The organism is Vibrio qingdaonensis (assembly GCF_026191675.1).
Lineage (GTDB): Bacteria > Pseudomonadota > Gammaproteobacteria > Enterobacterales > Vibrionaceae > Vibrio > Vibrio qingdaonensis.
Window position 1 is genome coordinate 1 of sequence record NZ_JAKRRY010000056.1, and the last position, 17,618, is coordinate 17,618.

Below are 17,618 nucleotides of genomic sequence, written 5' to 3' on the forward strand. Positions count from 1 at the left end.
ATAATGATTATCATCAACAAGTGTCCACACAGATTGATATAGGTCTAAATTTTTAAAGAACATTTCTTCACTTGGTCAGCGCTTGGCTTTCCGTTTGAAGAGGCGGCCATTCTAGCGAGATATTCTTTCGTGTCAAACACTTTATTGATTTATTTTTTACTTATTTCAAAAACAAATCTCGAACTCTCTTTTGGCTAGAAGCCTTACTGAACACTGCCGTGAACCCTTATGGGCTCTGCCGTGTCAGTGAGGACGCATTATAGAGATCAGAGTCACATTGGCAAGCGTTTTTTTGAATAAATTGCAAAAATAACGGTTTTTTATTAAAAACCAACCCAAAGGCTTATTTATCCCACTTTACCCTCAATTCAAATACAGGTTATCCACAGATTTATTAAAAAAAGAGAGCTTTCGCCCTCTTTTTTGTATCTTAATCGTTAGATTCCAGAGCCATCTTGTTCATCATCTTCTTCATGTAGTCCACATTCTCGTTTTAAACCATTAAACCGCGTCTCTTCTTCTTTCATACCCGGCACCCACTTTTGAGTTGTATGCGTATCACCAATAGACAAATAGCCTTCTTCTTTAAGAGGGTGATAACTCAGCCCGTGCAAATGAAGATAGTCTTCTATCTGTTGATTAGACCAATCGATAATAGGAAGAAATTTAAAGCGACCATTTTGAATAGCTAATACAGGCAAACTCGAACGGCTCTCCGCTTGCTCCCTTCTTAAACCTGAGAACCAAGTTTTGACCTTAAGATCTTCAAGCGCACGCTTCATTGGTTCTACTTTATTAATGAGGTTATATTGTTTAATCCCCTCTATACCCTGCTCCCACAACTTACCGTATCTTGCTTCTTGCCAGTTAGGGCTCAGTTTTGCACTATATATGTGTACATTCAGGTCTAGTTGCTGAGTAAGTTGATCAATAAATTGGTATGTCTCAGGAAACAGGTACCCTGTATCGGTGAGTATCACTGGTACATCATCTCTAACCTGGCTTACTAAGTGAAGCATCACCGCTGCTTGCATACCAAAGCTAGAACTAAGAACGTGCTGTCCAGGTAAGTTTTCGAATGCCCAGGCGATACGTTGCTCTGCACTTAACGACTCTAAATGTCCGTTTAGTTCGGCCAACTTGAGGATTTGCTCGGTCTTGGTCAAAGACAATAATGTTTCTAGTTTATAGCCCTCTTCAAATTTAAGCATAGAAATCCCTCTTTGATACTTTGACTTCCTCGATCACGCCAGTTCTTATTACAAAGTCACCAAATGCTTCTTTGTTGGTACGTTTTTGAGCCCACTCTCCAATCAAACTATCCAGCTCCTGCAAGATTTGCTTATCAGTAATGTTCTCTTTATACATCTTAGGCACACGGGTTCCTGCTTTATTACCACCGAGATGAAGGTTATAACGACCAGGCGCTTTGCCCACTAAACCCACTTCCGCCAACATTGCTCGTCCACATCCATTAGGGCAGCCAGTAATACGTAAGATAATGCTCTCTTCTTTAGGTATTTGATGTTTCGCTAGCAGGTCTTCAACCTCAGTAACAAATGATGGAAGAAAACGTTCGGCTTCCGCCATTGCTAAAGGACAGGTAGGAAATGCTACACATGCCATTGAGTCTTTACGCTGCTCACTTACCAGATCATCCATTAAGCCATGTGCACGCGCTATCTTTTCAATTTTGGCTTTCTGCGTTTTACTTACTCCTGCCACTATCAAGTTCTGATTTGCCGTCATTCTGAAATCACCTTTATGTATTTTGGCAATTTCAGCGACACCAGTCTTCAACGGTTTTCCTGGGTAATCGAGCAAGCGACCATTTTCTATAAATAAAGCTAAGTGGTGTTTACCGTCTATTCCTTCAACCCATCCAATACGATCACCACGTTCTGTAAATTCATATGGTCGACTCTTAGAGAAAACGATACCAGCTCGCTTTTCGACTTCAGCTTTAAATACATCTATCCCTACGCGATCTAATGTATATTTGGTTTTCGCATTTTTACGGTTAGAACGATTGCCCCAGTCACGCTGAGTCGTTACCACCGCGGCTGCAACATCTAACGTATTTGCCAGTGGGACAAAACCAAAGTCATCAGCACGTCGTGGGTATGTCGACAGGTCACCATGCGTCATGGCCAAACCACCACCGACGAGAACATTAAAGCCAATAAGCTTGCCAGCGTCTGCGATGGCGACAAAGTTGAGATCATTGGCGTGGACGTCCACATCATTTTGTGGAGGGATTACAACGGTTGTTTTGAATTTCCTTGGTAAATAGTTACTACCAAGGATGGGTTCTTCTTCGGTTGTCTCGATTTTCTCACCATCTAACCAAATTTCTGCATAAGCTCGAGTCTTTGGTAATAAGTGCTCACTGATTTTTTTTGCCCACTCGTAAGCTTCTTGATGAAGCTCAGATTCAACTGGGTTCGTCGTACACAAGACATTTCGGTTAACATCACCAGCCGTTGCAATGGAATCAATACCAATACTATTCAACGTCTGGTGCATTAGTTTAATATTAGGTTTCAATACACCATGAAACTGAAACGTTTGACGTGTCGTTAAACGAATGCTGCCGTAGAGACTATGGTCTGAAGCAAACTTATCGATCGCTAACCATTGTTTAGGCGAAATGATCCCTCCCGGCATACGCGCTCGTAACATTACGTTGTGTAGAGGTTCTAACTTTTGCTTGGTGCGTTCATTTCGAATATCACGGTCATCCTGCTGGTACATACCGTGAAATCGAATCAATTGAAAGTTATCAGCGGTAAACCCACCAGTGATTTGATCGCTTAAATCCGATTCAATCGTACCTCGGAGGTGATTACTCTCTCGCTTCAAGCGTTCGTTATCAGCTAATGGGCCCAACACTTGGCCTAAGACTTCTTGTTTGCTCATTAGTATACATCCTTTTGATAACGTTTTGCTTTTCTTAACTCGTTTATGTATTCCTCTGCATCAGCTGAATCTTTACCACCATATTGCTTGGTAATTTCAACTAATGCTGCATTCACATCTTTTGCCATATGCGTTGCATCACCACACACATAAATATGCGCCCCTTCCTGCAACCATTGCCAAACTCGTTCACCTTGCTCTAGTAGACGATGTTGAACGTAAACTTTTTCATGCTGATCACGACTAAACGCAACATCTAAACGATCTAATACACCGGACTTGAGGTACTTTTGCCACTCTACTTGATATAAGAAATCTTGAGTAAACGTCCTGTCACCAAAAAACAGCCAATTTTTACCTTTAGCCTCTCTACTCTCACGCTCTTGAATAAAGCTCCGGAATGGAGCAATACCCGTACCCGGCCCGACCATAATAATAGGCGTGTCGTTATCTTCAGGGAGCTTAAATTGCTTGTTATGTTCAACAAAGACTTTAACCTCTCCACCTTCTTCTAACCCTTTAGCTAAATGGTAAGAAGCCCCGCCATATCGTGTTTCTTCACCTTTGTCATATTCTACCAGCGCCACTGTCAAGTGAACTTCTTCATCCACTTCTGATTGGCTTGACGCTATCGAGTATAAACGTGGTGTTAGACGACGCAGTATAGATAGAAGCGATGTGGCCTCGAGTTTGGTTTTCTTCTCTTTGAGTACATCAATCACTTGAGTTTCAGCTGAATACTCTCTTAGCTGATCTTTATTCTCGACTAATTTCAGCAGTTTTTTACTACCTGATAACTCGGCATATTTGGTAATAAGCTGCGGATTTGACGCTGTCACTTCGTAGTTCTTAATTAACGCTGTACGCAATGAAACACTTTCACCATCAACATCGACACTTTCAATGCCAGATAGATTGGTCTGTGCAAGAATCGCATCCACCAGCTCGCTACTGTTTTCAAACCAAACACCCAGTGCATCCCCCGCTTGGTAGGTCAGCCCAGAGTCTTCTAAATCAATTTCAATGTGACGAACATCTTTACCTGAATCACGCCCGGTTATTTTTTGGCTTGTTAACAGTGTCGCAGTATAAGGGTTCTGCTTGGTATACGACGACGCAGCGCCTGCCGTTGCGACAGGTAACGTCACAACATCTGCTGGTTGAGACGATAAATCATCTTTGATCACTTCAAGCGCTTTAAGGCGCCATTCTGCTGCTGAAACGTCGTAGTCGACATCACAATCCAACCTTTCGATGAATGGAGTTGCGCCTTGCTTCGTTAAGAATGCATCAAAATCCTTACCGGTTTGACAGAAAAACTCGTAGCTTGAGTCACCAAGGCCAATCACACCAAATTTTAGATTGGTGAGTTTAGGGACTTTTTTAGACTGCAGAAACTCATGTAATTCAATCGCATTGTCTGGTGCTTCGCCTTCACCATTCGTCGACGCAACAAAAATAACGTGGGTTTCTTTCGCTAAGTTTTTACCTTTATAGTCACTTGCATCGAACAACTGTGCGGAAATACCGTGAGCAGAAGCTTCTTGCTCAAGCGCTTCCGCTACACCTTTAGCATTACCAGTTTGAGAGGCGTAAATAATAGTCAGCTTACCCGCGGGGGCAGCAGCAACGGCAGAAGTCACGGCACTGGCGACAGGGGTCAATTGTGCTGAGTTTTGAGATTGGCTTAATCCCCAAAAGTACCCACTTACCCAGGCTAATTGGTTAGAAGATAAAGCGGTTGATGCTTGCTGTAGTTGAGATAACTGCTGATCATTAATAGGAGCAGCTAAACCCGGTAATTGTTGTTGTGTATTTCCATTTGATGACATAGTCACGACATCCCTAATCATTGCGTGACGATAGATTAACCAACCATTTTAATAACAAGAAAGAATAGATATGAATGTTTTATAACTTTTTGGAAGAAAGGAAAGGTTTTAAGGTGGGTTACTTAGCTTCAATACGAACCTGAGAGAAGCCAACGGCAAGAGCTGACTTGGACGCTTTATCGAGGTCAACATACTGACATTCAGCACCATGAATGTCCGTTAACATAAGGAATCCCCCTTGTTTGTGGCGAAATTCCACCACCCATCCACCATCCAGTTCAGACGGTTCGATGATCGCTTCAGCCAACAAGTCCTGATGATAAAGGTACTTCAATTCGGTTATTGTCATAATCACTCCCTAAGTATACTGCTCGCCCTATCTGCGCAGGTTGATTAGTATAACTATAGCAAGTGACGACGCGTTCGCTCGTTTAGTTGTTGCAAATATGTTAGCCCTCTCGCGCTATAAATCGATGATACACCCATATAGCTATGACAAAAGCAACAATCCACGGCAGCAACTGGATAACCACCCCCATCATCCCTAACACAAACATAACAGCAAAAGACGCCACTATGGCTAAAGTGACCGTAACAAACGTCACACCAGTCATAACCAACATGCCAATAAATACCATAACAAAAATCAGTTCAAACATATTGCCTCCTCTCGGCACTAACCAAACAACAAAGACACAGTCGCTCAAGCTAAGGTGTATAAATTCGCCTATTGCTAATGAACCATTGTTCTAATAGATAAATTACTAGCACAAACCATTCCAACTTTTAACTTGTTGATTTTTAAGTATCTATAAAACAAAAAAACTCCAACTAACGTCGACGCTAGCTGGAGTTGGTATTTTTTACCATCACATTGGTAAATTTAGACGTCGAGCTCTTTGGGAATCTTAGTCAGCGCAGTTTGAATCACTTCAACCCCAGCGCCTTTCTTATGAGCATTTTCACTAATATAACGACGCCACTGCCTACCGCCAGGCATTGCTTGAAATAACCCAATCATATGTCGGCTGATATGCCCCAAATTAGAACCATTAGCCAATTGCTTTTCAATGTAAGGGTACATCTCTTCTACAACCTGACTACGCTTTTTCACTGGCAAGTCTAAACCAAAGATCTTTTGGTCAACTTCAGCAAGTAAATAAGGGTTTTGATACGCTTCTCTACCAATCATCACTCCATCAAGGTGTGCTAAGTGCTCTAAAGACTCATCTAATGTTTTAACGCCGCCATTTACTCCAATTTGCAAATGCGGAAAATCCTTTTTAATTTGATAAGCTCGAGGGTAATCAAGGGGTGGGATTTCACGGTTCTCTTTTGGACTTAATCCACTCAACCACGCCTTACGAGCATGGATAGTAAAGTCTTGACAACCACCTTGCTCTGAAACGATAGAAACAAAGCGCGTCAGAAACTCATAAGAATCCTGATCGTCAATGCCAATACGTGTCTTTACCGTAACAGGAATCGACACAACCGCTTTCATTTCAGCAATACATTCCGCAACCAGTTCAGGCTCTCCCATAAGGCAAGCACCAAAACGGCCGTTCTGTACCCTATCAGATGGGCAACCAACGTTAAGGTTAATTTCATCATAACCGCGCTCTTGGGCAAGCTTAGCGCAAGTCGCTAAGTCTGTTGGATTTGAACCACCTAACTGCAACGCGACGGGATGCTCTTCCTCGCTGTAAGTTAAGAAATCCCCTTTACCGTGGATAATGGCACCTGTTGTGATCATCTCGGTATACAGCAAAGCTTGCGAAGAAAGCAAACGATGGAAATAACGACAATGCCTATCCGTCCAATCGAGCATGGGCGCAATGGAAAGTCGGCTTGAATGGAAATCGCTTGTGTTGTCTGGCTTCATCATTGTTTTACCTAAGTTTTTAACCACTCAAATCCGCTTTGAATATCATGGGTACTTTGCCTAAATTAGTCCCATAGTCCCCGTAAGGTAAGAGGACAACGGAATGCTTTCTCTATCAATGAAAAAAACGGTCGCGACAGAACGGGGAATTCCGCTACAAGGCAACCATCATCGTGAAGAAAAAGCAGGCAATAATACACAGAGAATTAAGAACTTTCAAAAAGAAAGAGCTGACGACAACCTACGCCCTCAGAAGCGCAATCACAGCTGAGGTGTCTGGTATCAACCCGCTTGAAACCCTCCCTCGAAACACTACCCTTAATAAATTCATGACTGCTAAGGATTTAACTGATTTGCTGAATAGGACTGTGCCGTATTTAATGCCATGTCATCGATAGGCTTAATGACTGGCAACTAAGCTCCAACAATAGCACTACTCGAAGCCTGTATTGTCTTTTTCTCTGTTAAGCTGATTTACAGCTGTGCTGATAGCTTCATCCCCCTCTTTATATCTAACCCTTCTTTGCTTAATACAAGGAAGGGTTGCCATGTTCTTTTTACTGCCCAACCTGTACAACGACTCTTCGCTCACCACTATCCAATAAAACCAGCTTGGGTTCCCAAGCCCCAAAAGAAAACATAACACATTGAAAAATATAAATAAAAAACACAAAAAACCAAGCGTCACTCTCAAAGAAAGTAGCCTATACACTTAGCAATAGGAGTATTTGGCCTATGATGATCCTTTTACTTATAGAGCTGTACATAAGTCGTTAAATATCTCTTCAGAATTAGTCGACTCAAAGTATGACTTTTGATCTCACCTCGAAGTTGACCAATAATCTATGTGATCGAAGCATCGCAATCCATGAATCTATCTGTCGTTCCCCACACGACAATAACGATCTGAGTAGGGAAATAGTATAAGATGTAGGGATATCGCTTAGGTAGGTGGTCATGTGAATCAACAGTTAATCCAACAAGTCGAAGATATTTGTGCCACTCGTGGTGTTCGCTTAACGCCACAACGTCGCAGTGTTTTTGTTCTAATTTGTGAAAATAAAAAGGCATCAAGTGCTTATGAGCTACTGGAGCAATTAAAGGCCAGTGAACCTAAAGCCAAACCGCCAACCGTATATCGCGCTCTTGATTTTTTATTGGAGCAAGGGTTTATCCATCGCGTGGAATCGACAAACAGCTTTGTCTCATGCTGTTCATTTGGCGAACATAAGCATTTTTCTCATCTTCTGATTTGTGACAAATGCGGCAATGTCGTTGAACTACAAGATGATAATCTGATAGCCTTGTTGAATAGCAACGTTGATAAATATGGCTTTCAATATTCCAACCACGTTATAGAATCTCATGGTACTTGTCAGACGTGTTCGTCATTGGAAGATCACACTTAGATAGAAGAAGTTATGCGCGCTGAATTTGTAAACCCGTTTTTAGCCTCACTCATGAATGTGCTAAAAACAATGGCTTCAATGGAGATAAAGCCATTAAAACCCAGAATTAAAAAAGATGAGGTAGCACGTGGAGACGTGTCCGGCCTTATTGGAATGGTAGGAACGCAATCTCGCGGATCCATGTCTATTACCTTTGAAGAAGGGTTGGCATTGGAAATCATGCAAAAAATGTTGGGCGAACGCCCTCATGGTTTAAATGAAGAAGTGACCGATATGGTCGGTGAAATCACCAACATGGTCACTGGCGGAGCAAAACGTATCCTTGCAGAGAAAGGCTTCGATTTTGACATGGCCACCCCTGTGGTTGTTTCAGGGAAAGGGCATACCATTCGACACAAGTGTGATGGTGCCATCATCATCATGCCATTTACCTCAGAATGGGGTAACGCATTTATTGAAATTTGTTTCGAATAGTCATTCCTTTCGAAGACACCATCTTTCGCGGAATCTTGTCGAATAAACACCACTTTGCCCAACCATAAAAAATGCCAGTCCTTAGATGTGACTGGCATTTTCCTTATTAAGCGAGTTAACCGTATAAGCGATTAAGAGCTTAATCTCCCGCAACTTTCATTGACTCAATCAAGATTGAACCGGTTTGAATCTGCGAGCGGGTTTCAACGTCACTACCAACAGCAACAATGTTTTTAAACATCGTCTCCAAATTAGAAGCGACCGTAATTTCAGATACAGGGTATTGGATCTCTCCATTTTCAACCCAGAATCCAGCAGCCCCGCGTGAGTAATCACCCGTGACAGTATTGACTCCCTGCCCCATAACTTCTGTGACTAACAAACCAGTGCCGAGGGTTTTCAGCATCGCTTCAAAATCTTGTCCGGTATTTTTGACATACCAGTTATGAATACCGCCAGCATGGCCAGTTGGTGTCATATTCATTTTGCGCGCCGCATAACTGGTTAACAAATACGTTGCCAGTTTCCCATCTTTAATAATTTCTAGGTCTTGAGTAAACACCCCTTCACTATCGAATGGGCTAGACGCTAAACCGCGAAGCACATGTGGTTTTTCTTCAACTTGAAACCACTCAGGTAAAATTGTCTCACCCAGTTTATCAAGTAAAAATGACGATTTTCGATATAGATTTCCACCACTAATCGCCATGACTAGATGGCCCATCAAGCCGGTTGCCACATCATTGGCAAATAACACGGGGTACTTTCCGGTTTTTATTTTCTGAGGGTCTAATCTTTGAATGGTTTTGGATGCCGCTTCTTTGCCAACTCGCTCTGGAGACCAAAGATCATCAATGTGGCGGGCAAGCGTGTAGCTATAATCACGCTCCATATCACCATTTTTACCCTGACCGATCACGCTACAGCTGATACTGTGGCGGCTAGACGCATAGCCAGCAAGCAAGCCGTGACTATTGCCATAGACCTTAACGCCATAATGACTGTCATAACTCGCGCCGTCGCTTTGCTTAATCTTATCACTGTAAGATAATGCCGCTTTTTCTGCTTCAATGGCTCGCTGTGCTGCAACATCAGGATTCGGTTCATCAGGATGGAAAAGATCAAGGTCTGGAATATTTGAGACCATCAACTCTTTCGGTGCAGGTCCTGCAAACGGATCTTCTGACGTATATTGTGCAATATCCAGTGCTGCAGCAACAGTCTGCGCAATGGCTTTTTCACTCAGATCTGATGTCGAGGCACTACCTTTGCGCTGACCTCGGTATACCGTGATGCCAAGAGCACCATCACTGTTAAACTCAACGTTTTCCACTTCGCACATACGTGTTGAGACGCTTAGTCCGGTACTTTTTGTAATGGCGACTTCCGCGGCGTCGGCACTCACAGATGCCATGTCCAAAGCTTTTGCTACCGCGGCTTCCAGCTCAGCTTGCTGCTGAGCGACTTGCTCTCTTACGTCCATAATCCATCTAACTTTTATCAATTATCTTTGCCTAGAATAACAAGCTTTTCGCTTTCTCCCCAGATTTCTTGCTAAAATAGGCAATATTCGTAACGAGATAGTGATATAGGCAGAAAACATGGCTCGCAAAAATCAGAAAGCACCGTGGGAAGAAGAAGAAGAAATCATTTGGGTAAGTCGAACCGAAATGAAAAACGACATGGAAGCGTTACAAAAACTAGGCGAAGAGCTTGTCGGGTTAAAACCTTCCGTGTTGGCGAAATTCCCGCTGAGCGATGACCTAAGAGACGCAATCAAAGACGCGCAACGTTTTAAAAATGAAGCACGCCGTCGACAGTTACAATACATTGGCAAAGTCATGCGTAATGTTGATCCGGAGCCTATTCAAGCCGCACTGGATAAAATCCGCAATAAGCACTCTCAACAAACAGCAGCATTGCATAAGTTGGAAGAGCTAAGGGACAAGATTGTAGAAGAAGGCGATTCAGCGATTGCGGAAGCCTTAGACTCGTATCCAGACCTTGACCGCCAACGCTTGCGCCAACTTGCTCGTCAAGCGAAGAAAGAGAAATCAGCCTCTAAGCCAGCTAAAGCGTTTCGTGAAATTTTCCAAATGCTAAAAGCGGAAGAAGAAGCAAAAGAAGAAGCGCTAGCACAAGAACAAGACCAAAACAGCTAGAGTCAATTTAAGCAGTGAGAGCGAACTCGCTCTCACTGCTTTCTTCACTCTTTTTATCACCGCACCACATCGCCGATTTTAATGCTGAGCCGCAAGAACAAATTTGGCCAACTCAGCGTGGTCATGATGACTGTTCAATGCCTCAATGTTACCCACCACCGAAATACTCCCCTTAGAAAGATAAGCAAAACGATGAGCAATTGCCTTTGCGTCATTCAAGTGATGCGTCACCATGACAACCGTAATAGCATTGTCCTCAGCCAGATTTTTTACCACCGACAGCATCTCTTTCCTCAACAATGGATCGAGCGCAGAAAAAGGTTCATCTAATAGCCACAATGGCCGAGATTGAACAAAACACCGAGCTAAGGCTACCCGTTGCTTCTGCCCCCCAGATAGCTCTGAAGGTAAGCGAGATAAGTAGTCTTGTAACCCCACTTTGCTTGCCGCTTCCTTTACTTTCTTCAGGACTTCAGGCGTTCGTTTAAGTGAAGGGTGAATACCAAGAACAATATTGTCTTGAACGGTAAGATGCTCAAAAAGGTTATTATCTTGAAATAGCATCGCCAGCGGTCGCTGATGAGGCTCCAATGGCAACATTGACTGCCCTCCGATAAGGATCTCACCGGATTCCGGTTCGCAAAAGCCAGACACCATTGCCAGTAATGTTGATTTACCCGCACCACTTGGCCCAATTAATGACAATATTTCGCCTTGTTTGACCCCTAAGGTGAACTCAAACCATTCTTGATGATAGCGATATCTTGTTTGCTTTAATTCCAGCATCATGTTTATTGCGACTCCCGATGTCTATTTTTCACTACTAGGCGATCGGTCAGTGCGAACATCCCAATACTTATCGTAAATAACACCAATGAAACCACCGCAGCGGCCTGCATTTGATAACTTCCCAAGAGTTGATAAAGGTACAAGGGAAGCGTTTTAAAATCTTGACTACCAAACAATGCAATCACGGTTAAATCCCCTAACGAAAGGATAAAACTCATTGAAAATGCATGCAGCAATGGCGCTCTTAACGCTCGCCACTCCATACTAAAGAATCGCGCAATCCCTAAGATACCAAGACTCTGCCAAAGTAGATGATACTGGGTTGCCAATTGAAGCATGGGCTGACTGAGCGTTTTAATCACAAACGGCAGAGCCATTAACGCGTTAACCATGACAACAATCACCACGGCCAAACTAAATACATCCGTCATACCACGCAACATCAAGAATGTTGCCGTGCTCAGTACTAGTGCAGGTGTCACCAGTATCACTGTACCAACCAATTCCATTTTATCGGCAAGGCGGGAGCGCTCTTTCAGCCGCAACATTCGCGTGGAACTCACTATCAAGACGCCCACAATCAAAGCAATCACCGCGGAGAACATCGCCACTTGCAAAGACGAAAATAACGACTGCCAAAATATCGCATCCGTTAATACCGTATAGGCTTTGTGATTCAATCCACTAAGGACCACCATCAATAAAGGCGGTATGACAAGCAATAGACTTGCGATGATCCAAAAAGCATCCCAAAGCCGCTTATTCCAGGTATCTGATGATTGAATCGGCGCGGCATGACAAAAAGTGCTCGCCCCCTCCAATACTTTACTAAAGCGTCCTACAAGCAAGACCAATACGGAGCAAATAGCCATTTGCCACATTGCCAATACCGCCCCAACTTGCAAATCAAAGTCGAACTTAATCGCTTGATAGATAGCCAGCTCAATCGTCGTCGCTTTCGGTCCTCCTCCCAATGCCATGACCGTCGCGAAACTGGTAAAGCAAAGCATGAAAACGAGCCCCACAACATGAGGTAGATGTTGCTTAAGTCTTGGCCATTCAACAAACTTAAAACAATTCCAACTTCCCATGCCCAAATGTTTTGCCAGCCTACGCTGTTCACTAGGAACGCTCTCAATCGTCATTAATAATAATCGAGTGGCAAAGGGGAGGTTAAAAAACACATGCGCAATTAAAATGCCATTTAACCCGTAAATGGAAAAAGGCAATTCAATGTTAAATAACGCTAAGAACTGAGCGAGAACTCCCTGATTGCCATACACGGACAAAATACCAAACACCCCAACAAGAACGGGGAGAACAAGGGTGGTTCCAAACACTTTAAGAAGAAAACTTCGGCCGAAAAATCGACGACGCGACAGCGCATGTGCAACAGGCAAAGCCAAGCCAACACTCAAGCCTGTAGAAAGAGTGGCTTGATAGAGGCTAAATTTGGCGACATGAAGATAGTAGCTATCCGTAATTAAATCACTGAAATTGGCAAGCGATGAATAAGATAACAACGTCCAAAGCGATGCCACCACATAACTGGCGATGATGATGACAATGACAATGCCTGTTTTTGGTGTACGTATCACATAGACCTCGAAAAAAAGCGGCCCAATAATATAGGCCGCTATATAAAAGTGTTTAACTCAACCAGTTTGGCTTTAGTCTATCACTGAATCACCAAGACTATTGGATAAGCGCAGACTGCCACTCACGAATCCAAGCTTTACGGTTTTTTGCGACTTCATCTGGCGTAAAGGTCAGCGATTTACTCGGTACAGTAAGTGCCTCAAACCCTGTAGGTAGCTCACGATCCACAACGGGATACATCCAGTTGCCTGTTGGAATTTGAGACTGAAAATCATCAGACACGACAAACTGCATAAACTCATCGGCTAATTTGTCGTTTTTGGTATTGGCAACCTTCGCGGCGACCTCGACTTGGGTATAGTGCCCTTCCACGAAGTCAGCGGCAGCGAATCGAGCATCTTGCTCAGCGATTAGGTGATAAGCTGGCGATGTGGTGTACGATAATACCAAATCGGCCTCGCCTTCTAAAAACATGGAATACGCTTCAGACCATCCTTTTGTCACGGTAACGGTTTTTTTCGCTAACTGCTGCCACGCGGCACTGGCGTCATCGCCATACACAGACTTCATCCATAACAGTAAACCTTGCCCAGGCGTCGAGGTTCTTGGATCTTGGTAAATCACACTAAGATCATCACGATCTTCAATCAGCGCTTTAAGACTGGTAGGTGGCGTTTTTACTTTGTCTTTGTTGTACACAAACGCAAAGTACCCGTAATCGAAGGGGACAAACACGTCGTCACTCCAGCCATTGGGCAATACTAAATTATCGGTATCAACCTTGTGGTTCGCGAGTAGACCTGACGCTTTAGCTTCGCTCATTAAATTATTATCAAGACCTAACACCACATCCGCTTTTGAGGAGGCACCTTCAAGGCGTAAACGATTCAGGATCGACACACCATCATCCAAAGCCACCAATTGCAACTCACAATCACATTGAGCTTCGAACGCTTTTTTAATCGCAGGCCCTGGCCCCCAGTCTGACGCAAAAGAGTCATAGGTATAAACCGTTAATGTCGAAGCACTTGCCACTTGTGCGAGCGCCAGAAGGGAAGTAGCAATGGCTACTTTAGATAAACGGGTGTAGTTCACTAATTCTATCCTTAGTTATTGTTTTATCATCCAAACAGTCTTTGCACCGAAGTATCAGTAGCAACGTTTCAGTAGCAACGTTTCAGTAGCAACGTTTCAGTAGCAAAATCTTCATAACAACATTGATGATGAATTGTAACCGCTGCATCACACATTCACCATCCCTATTCCTTTATCTCTGATCATAGCCCCAACGCGGCACCAAAGTTTGCTCAATGCCCATGTGATCGAGTACTCGCGCGACAATAAAATCAACCAAGTCATCAATGCTCTTAGGTTGATGATAAAAGCCAGGCGCTGCTGGCATAATCGTTACACCCATGGTGGACAGTTTATGCATATTCTCCAAATGCAATGTCGAGAACGGCGTTTCACGCACGACCAACAACAGCTGCCCACGCTCTTTCAATACCACATCAGCAGCACGTTCAATAAGGTTGTCAGACATGCCGTGAGCAATAGCAGCTACACTACCAGCAGAGCATGGGCAAATGATCATTTGCTTAGGCGCTGCCGAGCCCGATGCGACAGGGGAAAACCAATCCTCCTTGCCACACACCACAAGCTTATCTGATTCGCAATTAAGGCGCGCCACCAGCTGCTTATGTGCTGCATCAGGACCACTAGGCAATTTGATATCATGCTCTGTTGCTAACACCACTCGCGCCGCTGAAGAAATCAATAAGTGCACGGTATAATCCGCCGCTAAAAGACATTCCAACAACCTCATTCCATAAGGTGCGCCAGAAGCACCGGTAAACGCGAGCGTGATAGCTTTGTTGGTTACGTTCATTAAGCCAATCTCTCTAATAGTTTCTGATGAATACCACCAAACCCACCGTTACTCATTACCAGAATTTGGTCACCAGCTTGAGCTTTAGATTGAATCGCCGTGACTAACTCATCCACACTGTTGCTAATGACTACCGGCTGAGAACAGCTAGCGGCGATATCGTTGACAGACCAGTCAATGTTATCCGGTTGCAGTAAAAACACCTCATCGGCATGCTGAAGAGAATCGGCAAGTTTATCTTTATGAACACCTCGCTTCATCGTGGCTGAACGAGGCTCTAATACCGCTAAAATACGCTTTTCGCCCACTTTATTCCTCAACCCTTCAAGGGTGAGTTGTATCGCGGTTGGGTGATGAGCAAAATCATCATAAATTTCGATCTGGTTTACCTCGCCCTTAAATTCAAGGCGGCGCTTGGTATTAATGAACTTAGCTAACGCAGCACAAGCAAGATCAGGCGTCACGCCGACATGCCTAGCGCCAGCAATGGCCATCAGTCCATTATCCACGTTATGGTCACCGACCAAATCCCATTTCACTTCCCCCACTTTGTTACCATGCAAATAGACATCAAAATGAGACCCATCTTTCTGCTGTTTAACCGCATTCCAATCGGCTGAAGCTCCGGTATGCTCGACCTCACTCCAACAACCTCGTCCTAATACATCTTGAATTGCGCTATCACCTGCTGGAGCCAAAATTCGACCATTTCCCGGCACTGTGCGTACCAAGTGATGGAACTGCCGCTTTATCGCCTCAAGATCATCAAAGATATCCGCATGATCAAACTCAAGATTATTCATGATAAGTGTTCGTGGGTGGTAATGAACAAACTTGGATCGCTTGTCAAAGAAAGCGCTGTCGTACTCATCGGCCTCGACAACAAAAAACATCGATTCACCTAGCCTCGCCGACTGACCAAAATTACCTAGAACGCCTCCGACTAGAAAGCCAGGCTGATAGCCACACTCTTCTAAAATCCAACTTAACATGCTCGACGTGGTGGTTTTACCATGAGTTCCAGATACAGCAATAACCCAGCGATCGTGAAGCAAGAACTCTTGCAACCATTGAGGGCCCGATGTGTATTTGAGATTTCGATTCAATACATACTCAACACAAGGATTACCGCGACTCATCGCATTACCGATCACAACTAAATCTGGCGCTGGATCCAACTGACTAGGGTCGAAGCCCTCAATAATTTCAATTCCCTGAGACTCAAGAAGTGTGCTCATAGGGGGGTAAACGTTAGCATCACTACCCGTGACTCGATGACCTAACTGTTGAGCTAGAACGGCAGCGCCACCCATAAAGGTGCCACAAATGCCAAGAATATGAATATGCATGTTGGGTTCTCTTTTGTTCACTGTGCTTCTTTTTGCTTTCGCTATATATACCCAAACCTCGCGATAAAAGCGAGGAAGTTAACAGTTACGCGGCATTTTGTGACTTTCATCATACAAACACTCCGTTTGTAAGGTTACTTCATTACCATTAAAAAGTTCTGCCCCCTACAATATTCCATGTGTGTAGATGAATACCCCCAACTCGTTCACTCACACTTCTCCCCCAAGATAATAGTTAGCAGATTAAAGGAAAGACCATGTCTGAAATGCGCACCCTCGGCGAATTTATTGTTGAGAAACAAAACGACTTCCCTCATGCCAGTGGTGATTTATCATCCCTTATCTCTTCAATTCGACTTGCAGCAAAAATTGTAAACCGTGAAATTAATAAAGCAGGCCTTGTCGATATCACTGGTGCAGTAGGTACAGAGAACGTACAAGGTGAAGCACAGCAAAAGCTGGATCTTTACGCTAATGATAAATTTAAAGCAGCACTTGAAGCTCGTGACCAAGTATGTGGCGTTGCCAGTGAAGAAGAAGATGAAGCCGTAGCCTTTAATAAAGAACTGAATAAGAACGCAAAGTATGTCGTTCTAATGGATCCTCTCGATGGTTCTTCTAACATCGATGTAAACGTATCTGTCGGTACCATTTTTTCCATCTACCGTCGCGTCTCGCCAATTGGCACGCCCCCAACTCAAGAAGATTTTTTGCAACCCGGCAATAAGCAAGTCGCTGCTGGTTATGTTGTCTATGGTTCCTCAACGATGCTGGTTTACACCACAGGCAAAGGCGTCAACGGTTTCACCTACGACCCCTCTATCGGTACCTTCTGTCTATCCCATGAAAACATGATGATTCCTGAAGATGGTTCGATCTACTCCATTAACGAAGGTAACTACATCCGCTTCCCTATGGGCGTGAAAAAATACATTAAGTACTGCCAAGAAAATGAGCCAAGTGAAAACCGCCCATACACTTCGCGCTATATCGGTTCTTTGGTATCAGATTTCCACCGCAACCTGTTAAAAGGCGGTATTTATCTGTACCCGAGTACGCAAAGCCACCCGAGCGGAAAGCTTCGTTTGCTGTATGAGTGCAACCCAATGGCCTTCATTATGGAACAAGCTGGCGGAACAGCCTCTGACGGTAATCAGCGTATTATGGACATTAAGCCAACAGAACTTCACCAACGAGTGCCTTTCTTTGTAGGCTCAAAACGTATGGTAGAAAAGGTTGAATCTTTCTTGGAAGAATACCCAGAGCAATAATTTTTCTACAAATTAAACAAATTAGAAGTGCCTCTCAGTGA

The 17,618-nt window shown here is 43.8% G+C and carries 17 protein-coding genes; 5 read left to right on the forward strand and 12 right to left on the reverse strand.

The window, feature by feature from the left end; genetic code table 11:
* Positions 1-437: 437 nt before the first annotated feature.
* The 6 genes from MD535_RS23710 to dusA all read right to left on the reverse strand — a co-directional run bounded on the left by MD535_RS23710 (position 438) and on the right by dusA (position 6,636).
* Positions 438-1,211 carry a phosphoadenylyl-sulfate reductase gene (locus tag MD535_RS23710; protein WP_265677649.1) on the reverse strand — a complete coding sequence of 258 codons (774 nt, stop codon included), beginning with the start codon at positions 1,209-1,211 and terminating at the stop codon, positions 438-440.
* On the reverse strand, positions 1,204-2,919 hold the full coding sequence (cysI, locus tag MD535_RS23715) for an assimilatory sulfite reductase (NADPH) hemoprotein subunit (protein WP_265677650.1): 1,716 nt from the start codon (positions 2,917-2,919) through the stop codon (positions 1,204-1,206). The genes MD535_RS23710 and cysI overlap by 8 nt, the downstream gene beginning before the upstream one ends.
* Positions 2,919-4,772 carry an assimilatory sulfite reductase (NADPH) flavoprotein subunit gene (locus MD535_RS23720; RefSeq protein ID WP_265677651.1) on the reverse strand — a complete coding sequence of 618 codons (1,854 nt, stop codon included), beginning with the start codon at positions 4,770-4,772 and terminating at the stop codon, positions 2,919-2,921. Before MD535_RS23720 ends, cysI begins: the two co-directional genes overlap by 1 nt.
* A gap of 97 nt (positions 4,773-4,869) precedes the next feature.
* On the reverse strand, positions 4,870-5,100 hold the full coding sequence (locus MD535_RS23725; protein WP_265677652.1) for a thymidylate kinase: 231 nt from the start codon (positions 5,098-5,100) through the stop codon (positions 4,870-4,872).
* Between the two features lie 100 nt (positions 5,101-5,200).
* Entirely contained in the window at positions 5,201-5,410 is a 210-nt protein-coding gene (locus MD535_RS23730) for an envelope stress response protein PspG (RefSeq protein WP_265677653.1), read from the reverse strand.
* Positions 5,411-5,634: 224 nt separating this feature from the next.
* The gene (gene dusA / locus MD535_RS23735; protein WP_265677662.1) at positions 5,635-6,636 is read right to left on the reverse strand and encodes a tRNA dihydrouridine(20/20a) synthase DusA; all 1,002 of its coding nucleotides are present in this window, start codon (positions 6,634-6,636) and stop codon (positions 5,635-5,637) included.
* Between the two features lie 103 nt (positions 6,637-6,739).
* Between dusA and MD535_RS23740 the strand changes: the two genes are divergently transcribed.
* From MD535_RS23740 to MD535_RS23750, 3 genes are all read left to right on the forward strand, one after another.
* On the forward strand, positions 6,740-6,907 hold the full coding sequence (locus MD535_RS23740; RefSeq protein WP_265677654.1) for a hypothetical protein: 168 nt from the start codon (positions 6,740-6,742) through the stop codon (positions 6,905-6,907).
* A gap of 688 nt (positions 6,908-7,595) precedes the next feature.
* Complete coding sequence (zur, locus tag MD535_RS23745) at positions 7,596-8,045, forward strand: zinc uptake transcriptional repressor Zur (RefSeq protein WP_265677655.1); 450 nt, start codon at positions 7,596-7,598, stop codon at positions 8,043-8,045.
* Positions 8,046-8,057: 12 nt separating this feature from the next.
* Entirely contained in the window at positions 8,058-8,519 is a 462-nt protein-coding gene (locus tag MD535_RS23750) for a chemotaxis protein CheX (protein WP_250619358.1), read from the forward strand.
* A gap of 139 nt (positions 8,520-8,658) precedes the next feature.
* Here the strand turns inward: MD535_RS23750 and pmbA are convergent, their stop codons facing one another.
* On the reverse strand, positions 8,659-10,002 hold the full coding sequence (gene pmbA, locus MD535_RS23755; protein WP_265677663.1) for a metalloprotease PmbA: 1,344 nt from the start codon (positions 10,000-10,002) through the stop codon (positions 8,659-8,661).
* Between the two features lie 118 nt (positions 10,003-10,120).
* On the opposite strand from pmbA, the gene yjgA reads away from it, so the two are divergent.
* Complete coding sequence (gene yjgA / locus MD535_RS23760) at positions 10,121-10,681, forward strand: ribosome biogenesis factor YjgA (RefSeq protein WP_265677656.1); 561 nt, start codon at positions 10,121-10,123, stop codon at positions 10,679-10,681.
* Positions 10,682-10,759: 78 nt separating this feature from the next.
* Here the strand turns inward: yjgA and thiQ are convergent, their stop codons facing one another.
* From thiQ to mpl, 5 genes are all read right to left on the reverse strand, one after another.
* Positions 10,760-11,467, reverse strand: coding sequence for a thiamine ABC transporter ATP-binding protein (gene thiQ, locus MD535_RS23765; RefSeq protein ID WP_265677664.1), 708 nt, complete (start codon positions 11,465-11,467; stop codon positions 10,760-10,762).
* Between the two features lie 5 nt (positions 11,468-11,472).
* Positions 11,473-13,068, reverse strand: a complete 1,596-nt coding sequence (gene thiP, locus MD535_RS23770; protein WP_265677657.1) for a thiamine/thiamine pyrophosphate ABC transporter permease — start codon at positions 13,066-13,068, stop codon at positions 11,473-11,475.
* Between the two features lie 97 nt (positions 13,069-13,165).
* The gene (gene thiB, locus MD535_RS23775) at positions 13,166-14,134 is read right to left on the reverse strand and encodes a thiamine ABC transporter substrate binding subunit (RefSeq protein ID WP_390902973.1); all 969 of its coding nucleotides are present in this window, start codon (positions 14,132-14,134) and stop codon (positions 13,166-13,168) included.
* A 202-nt stretch (positions 14,135-14,336) separates the two neighbouring features.
* A complete protein-coding gene (locus MD535_RS23780) occupies positions 14,337-14,957 on the reverse strand; it encodes a flavin prenyltransferase UbiX (protein ID WP_265677659.1) in 621 nt (206 codons plus the stop codon).
* Entirely contained in the window at positions 14,957-16,306 is a 1,350-nt protein-coding gene (gene mpl, locus MD535_RS23785; RefSeq protein WP_265677660.1) for a UDP-N-acetylmuramate:L-alanyl-gamma-D-glutamyl-meso-diaminopimelate ligase, read from the reverse strand. The genes MD535_RS23780 and mpl overlap by 1 nt, the downstream gene beginning before the upstream one ends.
* A 257-nt stretch (positions 16,307-16,563) precedes the next feature.
* Here mpl and fbp point away from each other — a divergent pair, with 257 nt between their 5' ends.
* Positions 16,564-17,577, forward strand: coding sequence for a class 1 fructose-bisphosphatase (gene fbp / locus MD535_RS23790; RefSeq protein WP_265677661.1), 1,014 nt, complete (start codon positions 16,564-16,566; stop codon positions 17,575-17,577).
* The last annotated feature ends 41 nt before the right edge of the window (positions 17,578-17,618 follow it).